The organism is Phytopseudomonas flavescens, from assembly GCF_900100535.1.
Classification (GTDB): Bacteria; Pseudomonadota; Gammaproteobacteria; order Pseudomonadales; family Pseudomonadaceae; genus Aquipseudomonas; species Aquipseudomonas flavescens.
The window spans coordinates 249,537-263,384 of the sequence record NZ_FNDG01000005.1 but is presented as its reverse complement, the minus strand read 5'-3'; the positions used below and the strand labels follow the sequence as shown (position 1 = coordinate 263,384).

16 protein-coding genes are annotated in these 13,848 nt (G+C 63.8%); 14 read left to right on the top strand and 2 right to left on the bottom strand.

From position 1 onward, the window contains the following. Positions 1-118: 118 nt before the first annotated feature. Genes BLR94_RS08980 through BLR94_RS08970 form a run of 3 tightly spaced genes read left to right on the top strand, consistent with a single transcriptional unit; the run spans position 119 to position 1,796 of the window. The gene (locus BLR94_RS08980; protein ID WP_084304410.1) at positions 119-481 is read left to right on the top strand and encodes a CidA/LrgA family protein; all 363 of its coding nucleotides are present in this window, start codon (positions 119-121) and stop codon (positions 479-481) included. Further along, complete coding sequence (locus tag BLR94_RS08975) at positions 481-1,194, top strand: LrgB family protein (RefSeq protein ID WP_090423678.1); 714 nt, start codon at positions 481-483, stop codon at positions 1,192-1,194. The genes BLR94_RS08980 and BLR94_RS08975 overlap by 1 nt, the downstream gene beginning before the upstream one ends. 8 nt (positions 1,195-1,202) lie before the next feature. Further along, positions 1,203-1,796, top strand: coding sequence for an LON peptidase substrate-binding domain-containing protein (locus tag BLR94_RS08970; protein ID WP_084304408.1), 594 nt, complete (start codon positions 1,203-1,205; stop codon positions 1,794-1,796). On the opposite strand, the gene BLR94_RS08965 is transcribed toward BLR94_RS08970, so the two are convergent. Together BLR94_RS08965 and BLR94_RS27105 are read right to left on the bottom strand one after the other, a co-directional pair. Continuing rightward, the gene (locus BLR94_RS08965; RefSeq protein WP_084304407.1) at positions 1,790-3,106 is read right to left on the bottom strand and encodes a bifunctional DedA family/phosphatase PAP2 family protein; all 1,317 of its coding nucleotides are present in this window, start codon (positions 3,104-3,106) and stop codon (positions 1,790-1,792) included. The genes BLR94_RS08970 and BLR94_RS08965 overlap by 7 nt on opposite strands. Positions 3,107-3,121: 15 nt before the next feature. Next, positions 3,122-3,379: a hypothetical protein gene (locus tag BLR94_RS27105; protein ID WP_139207425.1), complete on the bottom strand. Its 258-nt coding sequence runs from the start codon at positions 3,377-3,379 to the stop codon at positions 3,122-3,124. On the opposite strand from BLR94_RS27105, the gene BLR94_RS08960 reads away from it, so the two are divergent. The 11 genes from BLR94_RS08960 (at position 3,378) to lipB (ending at position 13,791) form a co-directional block, all read left to right on the top strand. Next, complete coding sequence (locus tag BLR94_RS08960) at positions 3,378-4,643, top strand: glutamate-5-semialdehyde dehydrogenase (protein WP_084304406.1); 1,266 nt, start codon at positions 3,378-3,380, stop codon at positions 4,641-4,643. The genes BLR94_RS27105 and BLR94_RS08960 overlap by 2 nt on opposite strands. Then, positions 4,643-5,317, top strand: coding sequence for a nicotinate-nucleotide adenylyltransferase (gene nadD / locus BLR94_RS08955; protein ID WP_084304405.1), 675 nt, complete (start codon positions 4,643-4,645; stop codon positions 5,315-5,317). Before BLR94_RS08960 ends, nadD begins: the two co-directional genes overlap by 1 nt. A gap of 11 nt (positions 5,318-5,328) precedes the next feature. After that, complete coding sequence (gene rsfS, locus BLR94_RS08950; RefSeq protein WP_084304479.1) at positions 5,329-5,688, top strand: ribosome silencing factor; 360 nt, start codon at positions 5,329-5,331, stop codon at positions 5,686-5,688. 12 nt (positions 5,689-5,700) lie between these two features. Continuing rightward, a complete protein-coding gene (gene rlmH, locus BLR94_RS08945; RefSeq protein ID WP_084304404.1) occupies positions 5,701-6,168 on the top strand; it encodes a 23S rRNA (pseudouridine(1915)-N(3))-methyltransferase RlmH in 468 nt (155 codons plus the stop codon). A gap of 12 nt (positions 6,169-6,180) precedes the next feature. Continuing rightward, a complete protein-coding gene (gene mrdA / locus BLR94_RS08940; RefSeq protein ID WP_084304403.1) occupies positions 6,181-8,085 on the top strand; it encodes a penicillin-binding protein 2 in 1,905 nt (634 codons plus the stop codon). A 2-nt stretch (positions 8,086-8,087) separates the two neighbouring features. Next, positions 8,088-9,233, top strand: a complete 1,146-nt coding sequence (gene rodA / locus BLR94_RS08935; protein ID WP_084304478.1) for a rod shape-determining protein RodA — start codon at positions 8,088-8,090, stop codon at positions 9,231-9,233. Between the two features lie 17 nt (positions 9,234-9,250). Further along, positions 9,251-10,264: a lytic murein transglycosylase B gene (gene mltB / locus BLR94_RS08930; RefSeq protein WP_084304402.1), complete on the top strand. Its 1,014-nt coding sequence runs from the start codon at positions 9,251-9,253 to the stop codon at positions 10,262-10,264. Beyond that, positions 10,261-11,277, top strand: coding sequence for a septal ring lytic transglycosylase RlpA family protein (locus BLR94_RS08925; protein ID WP_084304401.1), 1,017 nt, complete (start codon positions 10,261-10,263; stop codon positions 11,275-11,277). The genes mltB and BLR94_RS08925 overlap by 4 nt, the downstream gene beginning before the upstream one ends. A gap of 136 nt (positions 11,278-11,413) precedes the next feature. After that, entirely contained in the window at positions 11,414-12,589 is a 1,176-nt protein-coding gene (locus tag BLR94_RS08920; RefSeq protein WP_084304400.1) for a D-alanyl-D-alanine carboxypeptidase family protein, read from the top strand. A gap of 297 nt (positions 12,590-12,886) precedes the next feature. Then, complete coding sequence (locus BLR94_RS08915) at positions 12,887-13,165, top strand: DUF493 domain-containing protein (protein WP_084304399.1); 279 nt, start codon at positions 12,887-12,889, stop codon at positions 13,163-13,165. After that, positions 13,165-13,791, top strand: coding sequence for a lipoyl(octanoyl) transferase LipB (gene lipB, locus BLR94_RS08910; RefSeq protein ID WP_084304398.1), 627 nt, complete (start codon positions 13,165-13,167; stop codon positions 13,789-13,791). The genes BLR94_RS08915 and lipB overlap by 1 nt, the downstream gene beginning before the upstream one ends. Positions 13,792-13,848 lie beyond the last annotated feature (57 nt).

Here is a 13,848-nt window from a genome sequence, read left to right as displayed (position 1 = left end):
CCCGGAGCGTGCCGGCGGCCCCTGTTAAGCCGCTGCAGTTACCGGCCTATAATGATCGACTTTTCAAGGTGGCGCTTCCTCGCTCGGGATGCCTGCCCAGTGTCTGAGGGGAGTTTCCATGCTGCTTCGTGGCCTGTTCTGGCTGGTGCTGTGCCAACTGTTCGGTACGGCGATCAATGCGTTGTTCCTGCCGATGCTGCCAGGGCCGATTCTCGGCATGCTGCTGTTGCTGGTGTTTCTGCTCTGCCGTGGTCAGGTCGACGAGCCGATCCAGCAGGCTGCCAGCAGCCTGCTCAAGTACCTGCCGCTGCTGCTGGTACCGCCCGCTGTCGGCGTGATGGCCTATGCGCAGGCCATTGTCGAGGACTTCTGGGCAGTGATCGGTGCGCTGGTGTTGTCGTTGATCCTGTCCCTGCTGTTCGCCGGCTGGATGATGCAGAAACTGATCGAGCGCCAGGCGCGCCGCCGGGAGGAGGGATGATGCTTCACTGGCATGCTGCCTGGCTGGCCGTCACCCATCATCCGCTGTTCGCTGCCGGCATCACCCTGGGCGCCTATCAACTGGCTGTCGCTGCCTATGAGAAGACCCGCTGGGTATTCCTGCAGCCAGTACTGGTGTCGACCATACTGGTCATCGCCATTCTGCTGCTCTGCGGGCTGACCTTCACGGAGTACAAGGGTGGTGCCGAGGCGCTGACCATTTTCCTCGGTCCGGCCACCGTGGCGCTGGCCGTGCCGCTGTACCTCAATCTGCGGCGGATCCGGCAGGTGTTCTGGCCCACCGTGCTCACGCTGCTGGTCGCCGGGGTGGTCGCCACCGTGCTGGGTGTCGCCCTGGCCTGGATGCTGGGCGCCGAACACAGCATGCTGATGAGCATGGCGCCCAAGTCGGTGACCTCGCCAATCGCCATGCTGGTGGCCAGCCAGATCGGCGGGCTGGCGGCCCTGGCGGCGGTGTTCGTGATGATCACCGGCGTGTTGGGTGCGATCATCGGGCCATCGCTGCTGCGCTGGTGCGGTGTTCGTCACCACGCCGCACTGGGCATGGCCCTGGGCATGACCGCCCACGCGGTCGGCACCTCGCGGGCCATGCAGGAGAGCGAGGAGTGCGGTGCCTTCGCGGCCCTGGCCATGAGCCTGATGGGCGTGTTCACGGCCATCCTGCTGCCATTGGCCATCGTCTTCCTGAATTGAGAGCCCCCATGACCCTACCTCTATTCCCGTTGCACACCGTCCTGTTTCCCGGCTGCATGCTGGATTTGCAGATATTCGAAGCGCGTTACCTGGACATGGTCAGCCGCTGCATGAAGCAGGGCGAGGGGTTTGGCGTGGTGTGCATCGTCGAGGGTGCCCAAGTGGGCGAAGCCGCCGAACGCATTGCCCAGATGGGCTGCGAGGCGCTGATCCGTGATTTTCAGCAACGTCCCAATGGCCTGCTGGGCATCCGTGTGCAGGGTGGCCGACGGTTCCGCGTCAGCCAGGCGCAAGTGCTGCCCGACAAGCTGACGGTGGCTCAGGTCGAGTGGCTCGAAGAGGAACCGGAGCGGCCACTGGATGAGGAGCATGCCGACCTGCTGGCGTTGCTCGGTGCCCTGGCCGAACACCCGATGGTCGCCAGCCTGAGCATGGGCGGTACTGCCGGCAGCCAGGCGGAACTGGCCGACAAGCTCGGCTATCTGCTGCCGTTCGGTGCCGAACAGAAGGTCGCCTTGCTGGCCCAGCCAGATGCCGCACAGCGCCTGGATATGCTCCAGGACCTGGTCGAGCAGCTACAGGGCGACGGCTCCGTTCAATAACGGTAGATCTCCACCCCTGCCGACATCCGCCACAGCGCCATGCTGGTGAGCAGCAGCGCACAGCTCGGCACGATCATCCACCAGACCCTCGCGGGCAATGGAGGCAGCGAGGCGAAGCGCTGCATCAGCGTCAGGCTCAATGCGCACAGGCTGCTGGCCAGCAAGGCGCCGGCGATGATATCGCTCGGCCAGTGGACGCCCAGATAGACCCGCGACAAGGCGATGCTGAGTGCCGGCAGGCAGGCGAGCAGTATCCAGGTCAGGCGCAGGCGAGCGGGTTGCCCGCGGCCGGCGAGTACTGCGGTGGCGAGGAAGAAGGCGAAGGCCGCCGAGCTGTGCCCGCTGGGAAAGCTGTAGGTGTGCAGGGGTTCGAGCAGCACGTCGGGTCGTGCCCGCTCGAACAGCCCCTTGAGTGCGCCGTTGGCCAGGGCGGTGCTGAGCATGGCGCCACCTGCGAACAGCAGTGCCTGCCACTTGCGGGCGACCAGCAACAACACGCAGAGCAGGGCTGCGACCGCCAACTGAACGTCGAAATCGCCGAAGTGAGTGATCGCTACCGCTACGTAGTCGAAGCGCGGGTTGCGTTCTTCCTGGATCAAGGTCATCAGGCCCTGATCCAGTTGGATCAGATGGGGCCAGCCGATGAACAGGGCAATCAGCAGAATGCTGCCCAGGCCCGCGGCGATCAGACTCGCCTGGCGCTGTTCGCGCAGGCTGCTCTGGATGGTCAGTACCAGCAATAGCGCCAGGCCTGCGGCGACCACCGCGGCCTGAGGCCAGAAGCCCTCGGGCAGAGGCAGGCGCAGGGCGGCACCGGCGGCCCATCCCGGAACCAGGTAGGCGACCGCCCAGCCCGCAGCGGCGAGCATGCTGACGGCAGCGAAACGGCCGACCGGCATGCTCAGCATGCCGGCGACCATGGGCAGCATCGGCCGCAGTGGGCCGATGTAGCGACCGAGCAGCAGGCTGGCGACGCCATAGCGCTCGAAGTAGGTTTGCGCGCCATCGAGCCATTGCGGATGGCTTCGCAAGCCCGGCAGGCGGCGGATGTCCTGGTGGAAGTAGCGGCCCAGTGCGTAGGAAATGGCATCGCCAAGCAGGCCGCCGAGATACGCCAGTATCAGGGTCTCCCACAGGCTCAGGGCACCGTTGCCGGCCATCACGCCAACGGCGAACAGCAGCACGGTACCGGGAACGATGATGCCGGCGATGGCCAGGCACTCGACGCAAGCGATGAGGAAGATCGCCAGGCCCAGCCACTGCGGGTTGGCCGCGAGCCAGGTCGTCAGACTATCGAGCCATTGGCCCATGGGGTGGACACCTTATCAATGAGAAATCGCAGCCTTCGACCCATCCACCCGAAATGCGGTTCCTTCGCGGTGTGCGTCATGGCCGATGGGGCTGGTGCGGGGGATAGTAGCAACAAGCCCCGTCACCGAGGCAGTCAAAAAAACCGCGAGCGAGAACCGTTTCGATGCGCCGCTTGCAGCTGGAAACAACCATCTGCCAGGCGCCGCTGTGCGCGGGGCGGCATGACCGCTATAATCAGCAACTTTTTCCAACTGCCAGACCTGAGTTGCCATGACCGAGTCCGTGCTTGACTACATGACCCGTCTGGGTCGCGCCGCCCGCCAGGCATCGCGCGTGCTCGCGCGGGCCAGCACCGCGCAGAAGAACCACGCCCTGCAGGCCGCTGCCGACGCGCTCGACGCCTCCCGCGTCGAGCTGGTCGCCGCCAATCAACTGGATCTGGCCGCTGGCCGTGGCAACGGTCTGGAGCCGGCCATGCTCGACCGCCTGGCGCTGACCCCCAAGGTCATCGACAGCATGATCGAAGGCCTGCGTCAGGTTGCCACGCTGCCCGATCCCATCGGCGAGATTCAGGGCATGCGTTACCTGCCGTCCGGCATCCAGGTCGGCAAGATGCGCGTGCCGCTCGGCGTGATCGGCATCATCTACGAGTCGCGGCCCAACGTGACCATCGATGCGGCCAGCCTGTGCCTGAAGTCCGGCAACGCCACCATCCTGCGAGGCGGCTCCGAGGCCATCCATTCCAACCAGGCCATCGCCCGCTGCATCCAGGCCGGCCTGGCAGCGGCCGGCTTGCCCGCCAGCGCGGTGCAGGTCGTGGAAACCACCGACCGGGCCGCCGTTGGCGCGCTGATCACCTTGCCCGAGTTCGTCGACGTGATCGTGCCGCGTGGCGGCAAGGGCCTGATCGAGCGTGTCAGCCGCGAAGCCAAGGTGCCGGTGATCAAGCACCTGGATGGTGTCTGCCACGTGTATGTGGATAGCGCCGCTGACCTCGATAAGGCCATCCGTATTTGCGACAACTCCAAGACCCAGCGCTATTCGCCGTGCAACACCATGGAAACCCTGCTGGTGCATGCCGATATCGCCGCGCGACTGCTACCTGCGCTGGCTGCCATCTACCGTGACAAGGGCGTCGAGCTGCGTGGTGACGCGCAGACCCGCTCGCTGCTGGGCGGCGATGTGCTGGAGGCCAGCGAAGACGACTGGTACGCCGAGTACAATGCGCCGATCCTGGCGATCCGTGTGGTCGATGCGCTGGACGCTGCCATCGAACACATCAATACCTACGGTTCGCAGCACACCGACGCGATCGTCACCGAAAATTTCAGCGACGCCAGGCGTTTCCTCACCGAAGTGGATTCCAGCTCGGTGATGGTCAACGCCTCGACGCGTTTCGCCGATGGTTTCGAGTACGGCCTGGGCGCGGAGATCGGCATTTCCACCGACAAGCTGCACGCCCGTGGCCCGGTCGGTCTGTTGGGGCTGACCAGCGAGAAATACGTGGTATTCGGCGACGGTCACGTGCGCACCTGATGGCAAGCCGCAAACGCATCGGGCTGTTGGGCGGTACTTTCGATCCGGTGCATATCGGTCATCTGCGCGGCGCGCTGGAGGTGGCCGAGTTCATGGCGTTGGACGAGCTGCGGCTGATCCCCAGTGCGCGGCCGCCGCACCGTGAAACCCCGCAGGTCGGCGCGCAGGACCGCCTGGCGATGGTCGAGCAGGCCGTGGCGGGGCTGGTGCCGCTGCGGGTGGATGATCGTGAGCTGAGGCGCGACAAACCGTCCTACAGCATCGACACCCTGGAGTCGCTGCGTGCCGAACTGGCGGTGGATGATCAGCTGTTTCTGATCCTGGGTTGGGATGCCTTCTGCGGTTTGCCAACCTGGCACCGCTGGGACGAGCTGCTGTGCCACTGCCACATCTTGGTGTTGCAGCGCCCGGATGCCGACAGCGAGGCGAGCGAGCCGCTGCGTGACCTGCTGGCGGCGCGCAACATCGCCGACCCGCTGGCGCTCGAAGGGCCGGCGGGACAGATTTCTTTCATCTGGCAGACGCCGCTGGCGGTGTCTGCCACGCAGATCCGCTCGTTGCTGGCGAGCGGTCGGTCGGTGCGCTTTCTGGTGCCCGATGCGGTACTGGCTTATATCAACGCCCATGGACTGTACCGTGGGCAAATCGAACACGAGCAAACGAGTGAGTTATGACGAAGCAAACCATGCACAGTGAAGACCTGGTCAAAGTGGCCATCGCAGCACTGGAAGAGATCAAGGCGCAGGACATCATCACCATCGATGTGCGCGAGAAGACCAGCATCACCGATTACATGGTGATCGCCAGCGGCACCTCCAGCCGCCACGTCAAGTCGCTGGTCGACAACGTGCTGGAAAAGACCAAGGAGCAGGGCGTGCGGCCGATCGGCAGCGAAGGCCTGGACAGCGGCGAATGGGCACTGCTCGACCTGGGCGATATCGTCGTCCACGTGATGCTGCCGACCGCTCGCCAGTTCTACGACCTGGAGCGTCTGTGGCAGGGCGCCGAGCAGAGCCGGGCGCAGCAAGGTATCGAGCGCGAGTGAGGTAGGGCTGTCGTGCGCATCAAATTGATCGCCGTCGGTTCGCGCATGCCGCGCTGGGTCGAAGACGGCTGGCAGGAGTATGCCAAGCGCATGCCGTCCGAGCTGTCCCTGGAACTGCTGGAAATTCCCCTCACCACCCGTGGCAAGAATGCCGACGTGGCGCGGATGATCCGCCAGGAGGGCGAAGCCATGCTGGCCAAGGTGCAGCCGGGGGAACGCATCGTCACCCTGGAAGTCGAAGGGCGACCCTGGAGTACCGAGCAACTGGCGGTCGAGCTGGACAAGTGGCGTCTCGATTCACGCACCGTCAACCTCATGGTCGGCGGCCCGGAGGGGCTGGCGCCGGAGGTCCAGGCGCGCAGCGAGCAGCGTTGGTCGCTGTCGCCCCTGACCTTGCCGCACCCGCTGGTACGGATACTGGTCGGCGAACAGATCTATCGTGCCTGGACAGTGTTGTCCGGTCACCCTTATCACAAGTAGTCAACAGCCCCGATGCCCCAGCCGATTCGCCTCAAAGACCACGAGAAGGACGCACGCCTCATTCGTAAGCGTGCGCTGGTCGGTGGCGTGGCTTTTCTGGCCTTGACCCTGTTGCTGGTCGCTCGCATGTATTACCTGCAGGTGATCCAGTACGAGTACCACTCCACGCTGGCGGAAAACAACCGCATCCACGTGCAACCGATTCCGCCCAATCGCGGGCTGATCTACGACCGCAACGGGGTGATCATCGCCGATAACCGGCCCAGCTTCAGCCTGAGCCTGACCCGTGAGCGAGCGGGCGACTGGGAGCAGGTGCTGGACGTCATCGTCGAGGTTCTGCAGCTCACCGCCGATGATCGCGAACTGTTCGAACGACGGGTACGCCAGGGCCGTCGGCCTTTCGAACCGGTGCCCGTGCTGTTCGAACTCAGCGAGGAACAGATCGCCCGGCTGGCGGTGAACCAGTTCCGCCTGCCCGGCGTCGAGGTGGTGGCGCAACTGGTGCGTCACTACCCGCAGCGTGAGCACTTCGCCCACTCGGTCGGTTACGTGGGGCGCATCAACGAACGCGAGCTCAAGGAGCTCGACCCGGTCGAGTACAGCGGTACTCACCATATCGGCAAGACCGGTATCGAGCGCTTCTATGAAGATCAGTTGCACGGCAAGGTCGGCTACGAGGAGGTCGAGACCAACGCCCGCGGCCGTGTACTGCGTGTGCTCAACCGCACCGACCCCTTGCCTGGCAAGGATGTGATCCTGACCCTCGACGTGCACCTGCAGGAAGTGGCGGAAAAGGCGCTTGGTGGCCGGCGCGGCTCGGTGGTGGCGATCCAGCCAGCCACCGGTGAAGTGCTGGCCATGGTCAGCCAGCCGAGCTTCGACCCCAACCCTTTCGTCACCGGGATCAGCTTCAAGGCTTATGCAGAGCTGCGCGACTCCATCGACCGACCGCTCTACAACCGCGTGTTACGCGGGCTGTACCCGCCGGGTTCGACCATCAAGCCGATGGTGGCGGTGGCTGGCCTGGATGCCGGGGTGGTCACCCCGACGTCGCGGGTCTTCGACCCGGGCTTCTACCAGTTGGCCAACAACAGCCACAAATATCGCAACTGGAACCGTACCGGCGACGGCTGGGTGGATCTGAACATGGCGATCATGCGGTCCAACGACACCTACTTCTACGACCTGGCCCACAAGATGGGCATCGATCGACTGCATGACTACATGAGCCGTTTCGGCATCGGTCAGCGAGTGTCCCTGGATATGTTCGAGGAAACCGCCGGCCTGATGCCGTCACGGGAGTGGAAGCGGGCGCGTTATCGCCAGCCCTGGTACCCGGGCGAGACGCTGATCCTCGGGATCGGCCAAGGCTACATGCAGGCCACGCCCCTGCAACTGGCCCAGGCCACCGCACTGGTGGCGACCAAGGGCAAGTGGATCCGTCCACACCTGGCCAAGACCATCGACGGCCAGTTGCCTCACGACGAAGACCCGATCCCGGATATCGTGCTGCGCGATCCCAGAGCCTGGGATTACGCGCGTCTCGGCATGGAGGCGGTGATGCACGGGGCCCGGGGTACGGCGCGTAAGGTCGGCGATGCGGCCGCCTACCGGATTGCCGGCAAGAGCGGTACGGCCCAGGTGGTGGCGATCAAGCAGGGCGAGAAGTACGACCGCAGCAAGGTGCAGGAGCGTCATCGCGATCACGCCCTGTTCGTCGGCTTCGCCCCGGCCGACAACCCGCAGATCGTCGTCGCGGTGATGGTCGAGAATGGCGAGTCGGGCTCTGGCGTCGGCGCGCCGGTGGTCAAGCAGGTGATGGACGCCTGGCTGCTCGACGAGAACGGCCAGCTCAAGGCTGAATACGCCACGCCAGGTGCTGCGGCACCGTCCAACGCAGAGGTGAAGCACCCATGAGCCTGACCGCGAGCTTCGATCGCACGCTTTCCACTGACGATGTTCTGCGCCGTCGCTCCAGCCTGCTGCAACGCCTGCACATCGACGGCATTCTCTTGCTGCTGTTGTTGCTGCTCGCCACCGGCAGCCTGTTCGTCCTTTATTCGGCCAGCGGCAAGAACCTGGATCTGCTGATGAAGCAGGCCAGCTCCTTCGGCATCGGGCTGGTGGCGATGGTGGTCATCGCCCAGTTCGAACCGCGTTTCATGGCTCGCTGGGTGCCGCTGGGTTACTTGTGTGGCGTCGGCCTGCTGGTGGTGGTGGACGTCATGGGTCACAACGCCATGGGGGCCACGCGGTGGATCAACATCCCTGGGGTGATCCGCTTCCAGCCGTCCGAATTCATGAAGATCCTGATGCCGGCGACCATGGCCTGGTACCTGGCCAAGCGCACGCTGCCGCCGAGCTTCAAGCATGTCGCGGTAAGCCTCGGGCTGGTCGTCACACCGTTCGTGCTGATCCTGTTGCAGCCGGATCTCGGCACCTCGCTGCTGATTCTCGCCTCCGGTGCCTTCGTACTGTTTATTGCCGGACTGCAGTGGCGCTGGATCGCCGGTGCCGTCGCGGCGATCGCGCCGATTGCCGTGGCCATGTGGTTCTTCGTCATGCACGACTACCAGAAGCGCCGCGTGCTGACCTTCATCAACCCGGAAAGCGATCCGCTGGGAGCAGGCTGGAACATCATCCAGTCGAAGGCGGCGATCGGCTCCGGAGGCGTGTTCGGCAAGGGCTGGCTGCTGGGCACCCAGTCGCACCTGGACTTTTTGCCGGAAAGCCATACGGACTTTATCATTGCCGTTCTCGCCGAAGAATTCGGCCTGATTGGTGTCTGTCTGTTGCTGCTCTTGTACATTCTGTTGATTGCACGCGGTCTGGTGATTACCGTGCAAGCGCAGACGCTGTTCGGTAAGCTGCTCGCCGGTGGTCTGACCATGACCTTCTTCGTCTATGTGTTCATCAATATCGGCATGGTCAGTGGTTTGTTGCCGGTGGTGGGTGTGCCGCTGCCGTTCATCAGTTATGGCGGCACGTCATTGATTACGTTGTTGTCGGGTTTCGGAATTCTGATGTCCATCCACACGCACCGTAAGTGGATTGCTCAGGCTTGATTGGGGTTATGAATTCAATGCAGATTTTGCGTGGCTGGGCCGCACGACATGCACAATGGCTGGCGGTTGCCGGTCTGCTTGGGGCTCCACAGGCGATGGCTGCCAACGAATACGCGAATTCGCCGCAAGTCGGCGAGTTCATCGGTGAAATGACCCGTGATTATGGTTTCGCCAGCGAGCAACTGAGCACGCTGTTCACCGCCGTGGAACGCAAGCAGGCCATCCTCGACGCCATCTCGCGCCCAGCCGAGCGGGTCAAGCCCTGGAAGGAGTATCGGCCGATCTTCATCACCGATGCCCGTATCAGCAAGGGCGTGGCGTTCTGGAACGAACATGCCGAAGCCCTGGCGCGGGCGGAAAAGGAATACGGTGTGCCCGCCGAGATCATCGTCGCCATCATCGGTGTGGAAACCTCGTACGGTGGCAATACGGGCAATTATCGGGTGATCGATGCGCTGTCCACCCTGGCGTTCGATTACCCGCCCCGCGCGCCCTTCTTCCGCAAGGAGCTGCGCGAATTCCTCATGTTGACCCGTGAGGAACAGGTCGATCCTGCCAGCCTGAAAGGCTCCTATGCTGGCGCCATGGGCCTTCCTCAATTCATGCCGAGCAGTTTCCGCGCCTATGCGGTGGACTTCGATGGCGACGGCCATATCAACATCTGGAGCAATCCGACCGACGCCATCGGCAGCGTGGCCAGCTATTTCAAGCGCCACAACTGGCAACCGGGGCAGCCGGTGGCCAGTCTTGCCACTGTCGAGGGCGAGCAGGCCGAGCAGGGCCTGAGCGCCGGCCTCGATCCGGAAAAGAACGTAGGCGAGCTGCGCGCGCTGGGCTGGTCGAGCAATGATGTACTGGCCGACGACCTGCCGGTCACCGCGTTTCGCCTCGACGGTGCGCAGGGCGCCGAATACTGGATCGGCCAGCCGAACTTCTACGTCATTACCCGCTACAACCGCAGCGTGATGTATGCCATGGCGGTCAGTCAGTTGTCCGAGTTGCTGGTTCAGGCCCGAGGTGCCAATCAATGACGGGGTTGCCGTTCAAACTGGCCGTATGCGGCATCATCGCGCTGACCTTGGCGAGCTGCTCGTCCAGCCGTGCGCCGACAGCTTCGGCGCCGGCGCAGTCTTCAGCCGGGTCGGCTTCCGGGCCGAGCGACTTCAACCGCCCGCACAGGGACGGCGCGCCCTGGTGGGACGTCGATGTCTCGAAGATCCAGGACGCCATCCCCATGCCGCACTACGGCCCGGTGAAAGCCAGCCCATATGTGGTCTTCGGCAAGCAGTACTACCCGCTCTCCGATGCCCGCCGCTACAAGGCCACCGGCCCGGCCTCCTGGTACGGGACCAAGTTCCATGGCCAGGCCACCGCCAACGGTGAGGCCTACGACCTGTATGGCATGACCGCCGCGCACAAGACCCTGCCGCTGCCCAGCTACGTGCGGGTGACCAACCTGGAAAACGGCAAGACGGTGATCCTGCGGGTCAACGATCGCGGCCCGTTCTACTCCGACCGCATCATCGACCTGTCTTTCGCGGCGGCCAAGAAGCTAGGCTACGCCGAGAAGGGCACCGCCCAGGTTCGCGTCGAGGGTATCGACCCCACCGAGTGGTGGGCCCAGCAGGGCCGTCCGGTGCCCATGGTGATGGCGCAGCCGCAGATGGCCAAGGTCCAGCCCGCCCAGGCCGCCCAATTGCAGATAGCCAGCGCCCCGGTGGAGCAGTATTCGCCGCCCACTCAGCAGCACGCCGCCGCCACCCTGCCGGTGCAGATCGACTCAAAAAAAAACGCTTCAGCCGCAGCCTCTGGCCTGTATCTCCAAGTGGGAGCCTTCGCCAATCCCGACGCTGCGGAACTTCTCAAGGCCAAGCTGAGCGAGTCAGTGAGTGCGCCGGTATTCATCAACTCGGTGGTGCGCAACCAGCAGATACTGCACCGCGTGCGGCTGGGCCCGATCAACAGCCAGGGCGAGGCTGACCGGGTGCGTGACAGCATTCGCGTCGCCAACCTCGGGCAAGCGACCCTGGTCAAGGCGGACTGAAGGGCGCAGCCCATCGATGCTGGCAACTAATCGGCCAGCCGCCTGACTAAGCAGTGAATCGCCGCCAGCGCGCGGCGATGGCAGTTAATAGCCGCCCGCAAGGGCCTGTTCGACCATCAGCGATCTAGAGAGACGGATGAAAATCACCAGTTTCGCGCAACGCATCTTCCTGTCACTTATGCTGCTCGGCACCTCGGGTGCCTGGGCCAACCAGGCGCCGCTGCCGGCTCCGCCGCAGCTGGCAGCCAAGTCCTATGTGCTGATGGATGGTGCCAGTGGCAACATCCTGGTCGAGAACAATGGCGACGAGCGCTTGCCGCCTGCCAGCCTGACCAAGCTGATGACTGCCTACATCGCCACCCTCGAGATCCGCAACGGCAAGATCGCCGAGCAGGACATGGTCACCATCAGCGAGCATGCCTGGCGCACCGGTGGTGCCGCATCGGGCGGGTCCACCATGTTCCTGCCGGTGAACAGCCAGGCCACGGTCGGTGACCTGCTGCACGGCGTGATCATTCAGTCCGGCAACGACGCCAGCATCGCCATCGCCGAGCACATCGCCGGCAGTGAAGATGCGTTCGCCGACATGATGAACGCGACCGCCGAGCGCCTGGGCATGAAGAACAGCCACTTCATGAACGCCACCGGCCTGCCGAATCCAGAGCACTATTCCAGTGCCCACGACATGGCGATTCTGGCCCGTGCGATCATCAACGAGGATGCCGAGCACTATGCCATCTACTCGCAGAAGGAGTTCCTCTGGAACAACATCAAGCAGCCCAACCGCAACCTGCTGCTGTGGCGCGACCGTACCGTCGACGGCCTGAAGACCGGCCATACCCAGGAAGCCGGCTTTTGCCTGGTCGCCTCTGCGGTGCGTGATGGTGCACGGATGATCACCTCGGTGTTCGGTACCGACAGCGAGAGCGCCCGGGCCGCTGAAACCCAGAAGCTGCTGACCTATGGTTTCCGCTTCTTCGAAACCCGCACCTTCTACCAGAAGGGCGCCGAATTGGCCCAGGCACAGGTCTGGAAAGGCCAGACTTCCCAGGTCAAGGCCGGGCTGGCCCAGGATCTGACCCTGACCCTGCCGAAAGGCCAGCTGGAGAAGTTGCAGGCCAGCATGACCCTCAACCCGCAGATCACCGCTCCCATCGCTCAGGGCGATGTGATCGGCAAGGTCGAGGTGAAGATGGGCGATCAGGTGGTGCACAGTGCCGATCTGGTGGCCCTGGAAGCCGTCGAGGAGGGTGGTTTCTTCCGCCAGCTGTGGGATAGCATTCGCTTGTTCTTCTACGGATTGTTCAACTGAGAACCAGCCCATGACTTGCTGAGCGTCGGCCCTGAACGAGCTGGGTCGCCAGCCCGCTCGGAAGGCCACTTGCAGCCAATGCCCTTCAGGGCTGCTCCGAAGGAGCGAGCGAAGCGAGTAATGCGAGTGCATGAAAGCAACTCCGTTTCCTCGCTTGTTTTTGGGGAGCGCCCCGGCCCTGCACAGGGCTCCAGTTCGCAATATCATGAACAGGTTCTAATCTGGCTTTAAAATCACGGACGCCCTCGACCTGAGGGCGTCTTGCACTGGACAGGCGAAAAGCCCGCAGTAACTGCCATGACCGATACCGACGTACAACCTCCAAAAATCGAATTTCCCTGCAAGAACTACCCGATCAAGGTGATCGGCGAGGCCGGCGACGGTTTTGCTGACATGGTGATCGAAGTGATCCAGCGCCATGCACCGGACCTGGATGCCGGCACACTGGTCCGTCGCGATAGCAGCAAGGGCCGCTTCGTTTCCGTGCAGGTGCTGATTACCGCCACTGGCGTCGAGCAGCTCGAAGCGATCCACGTTGACCTGCGTGCCACCGGTCGCGTGCAAATGGTGCTGTAGTGGCCGCAGCCGACCTTGTCGTGCGGCATCTGGGGCTGGTGGATTACTTGCCGACCCTGGAGGCTATGCGCACGCTGACCGCCGAGCGCGACGAGGCCACACCCGACGAGATCTGGCTGTTGCAGCATCCGCAGGTGTTCACTCAGGGCCAGGCCGGCAAGCCCGAACACCTGCTGGCGCCCGGTGACATTCCGGTGGTTCAGGTGGAGCGCGGTGGCCAGGTGACTTACCACGGGCCAGGCCAACTGGTGGCTTACCTGATGCTGGATCTGCGTCGTCTGGATCTGGGCGTGCGGGAGTTGGTCAGTGCCATGGAGCAGACGCTGGTCGACGTTCTGGCGAGCTATGGCGTCGAGGCGGCGCCAAAGGCAGATGCGCCAGGCGTGTACGTCAATGGCGACAAGATCGCTTCGCTGGGGCTGCGTGTGCGCCGTGGCTGCTCATTCCACGGCCTGGCGCTCAACGTAGACATGGACATGCTGCCTTTCCAGCGTATCAACCCGTGCGGTTATGCCGGTTTGAAGATGACCCAGCTCAGGGATCGGGTGGCAACGCCACCGGTACTCGGCGAGGTCGCCCAGCGCCTCGAAAAGGCGCTTCGTCAGCGCCTGGGGTATGGGGAATAACAGGCCTGCCCCATCGTCGCAGAGATTTGCGGGGTATCGCCAGACTCGTCTGTGTAA

Coding starts and splice junctions, on each gene's coding strand:
- BLR94_RS08980 (WP_084304410.1), top strand. CDS start 119: ATGCTGCTTCGTGGCCTGTTCTGGCTGGTGCTGTGCCAACTGTTCGGT.
- BLR94_RS08975 (WP_090423678.1), top strand. CDS start 481: ATGCTTCACTGGCATGCTGCCTGGCTGGCCGTCACCCATCATCCGCTG.
- BLR94_RS08970 (WP_084304408.1), top strand. CDS start 1,203: ATGACCCTACCTCTATTCCCGTTGCACACCGTCCTGTTTCCCGGCTGC.
- BLR94_RS08965 (WP_084304407.1), bottom strand. CDS start 3,106: ATGGGCCAATGGCTCGATAGTCTGACGACCTGGCTCGCGGCCAACCCG.
- BLR94_RS08960 (WP_084304406.1), top strand. CDS start 3,378: ATGACCGAGTCCGTGCTTGACTACATGACCCGTCTGGGTCGCGCCGCC.
- BLR94_RS27105 (WP_139207425.1), bottom strand. CDS start 3,379: ATGGCAACTCAGGTCTGGCAGTTGGAAAAAGTTGCTGATTATAGCGGT.
- nadD (WP_084304405.1), top strand. CDS start 4,643: ATGGCAAGCCGCAAACGCATCGGGCTGTTGGGCGGTACTTTCGATCCG.
- rsfS (WP_084304479.1), top strand. CDS start 5,329: ATGCACAGTGAAGACCTGGTCAAAGTGGCCATCGCAGCACTGGAAGAG.
- mrdA (WP_084304403.1), top strand. CDS start 6,181: ATGCCCCAGCCGATTCGCCTCAAAGACCACGAGAAGGACGCACGCCTC.
- mltB (WP_084304402.1), top strand. CDS start 9,251: ATGCAGATTTTGCGTGGCTGGGCCGCACGACATGCACAATGGCTGGCG.
- BLR94_RS08925 (WP_084304401.1), top strand. CDS start 10,261: ATGACGGGGTTGCCGTTCAAACTGGCCGTATGCGGCATCATCGCGCTG.
- BLR94_RS08920 (WP_084304400.1), top strand. CDS start 11,414: ATGAAAATCACCAGTTTCGCGCAACGCATCTTCCTGTCACTTATGCTG.
- BLR94_RS08915 (WP_084304399.1), top strand. CDS start 12,887: ATGACCGATACCGACGTACAACCTCCAAAAATCGAATTTCCCTGCAAG.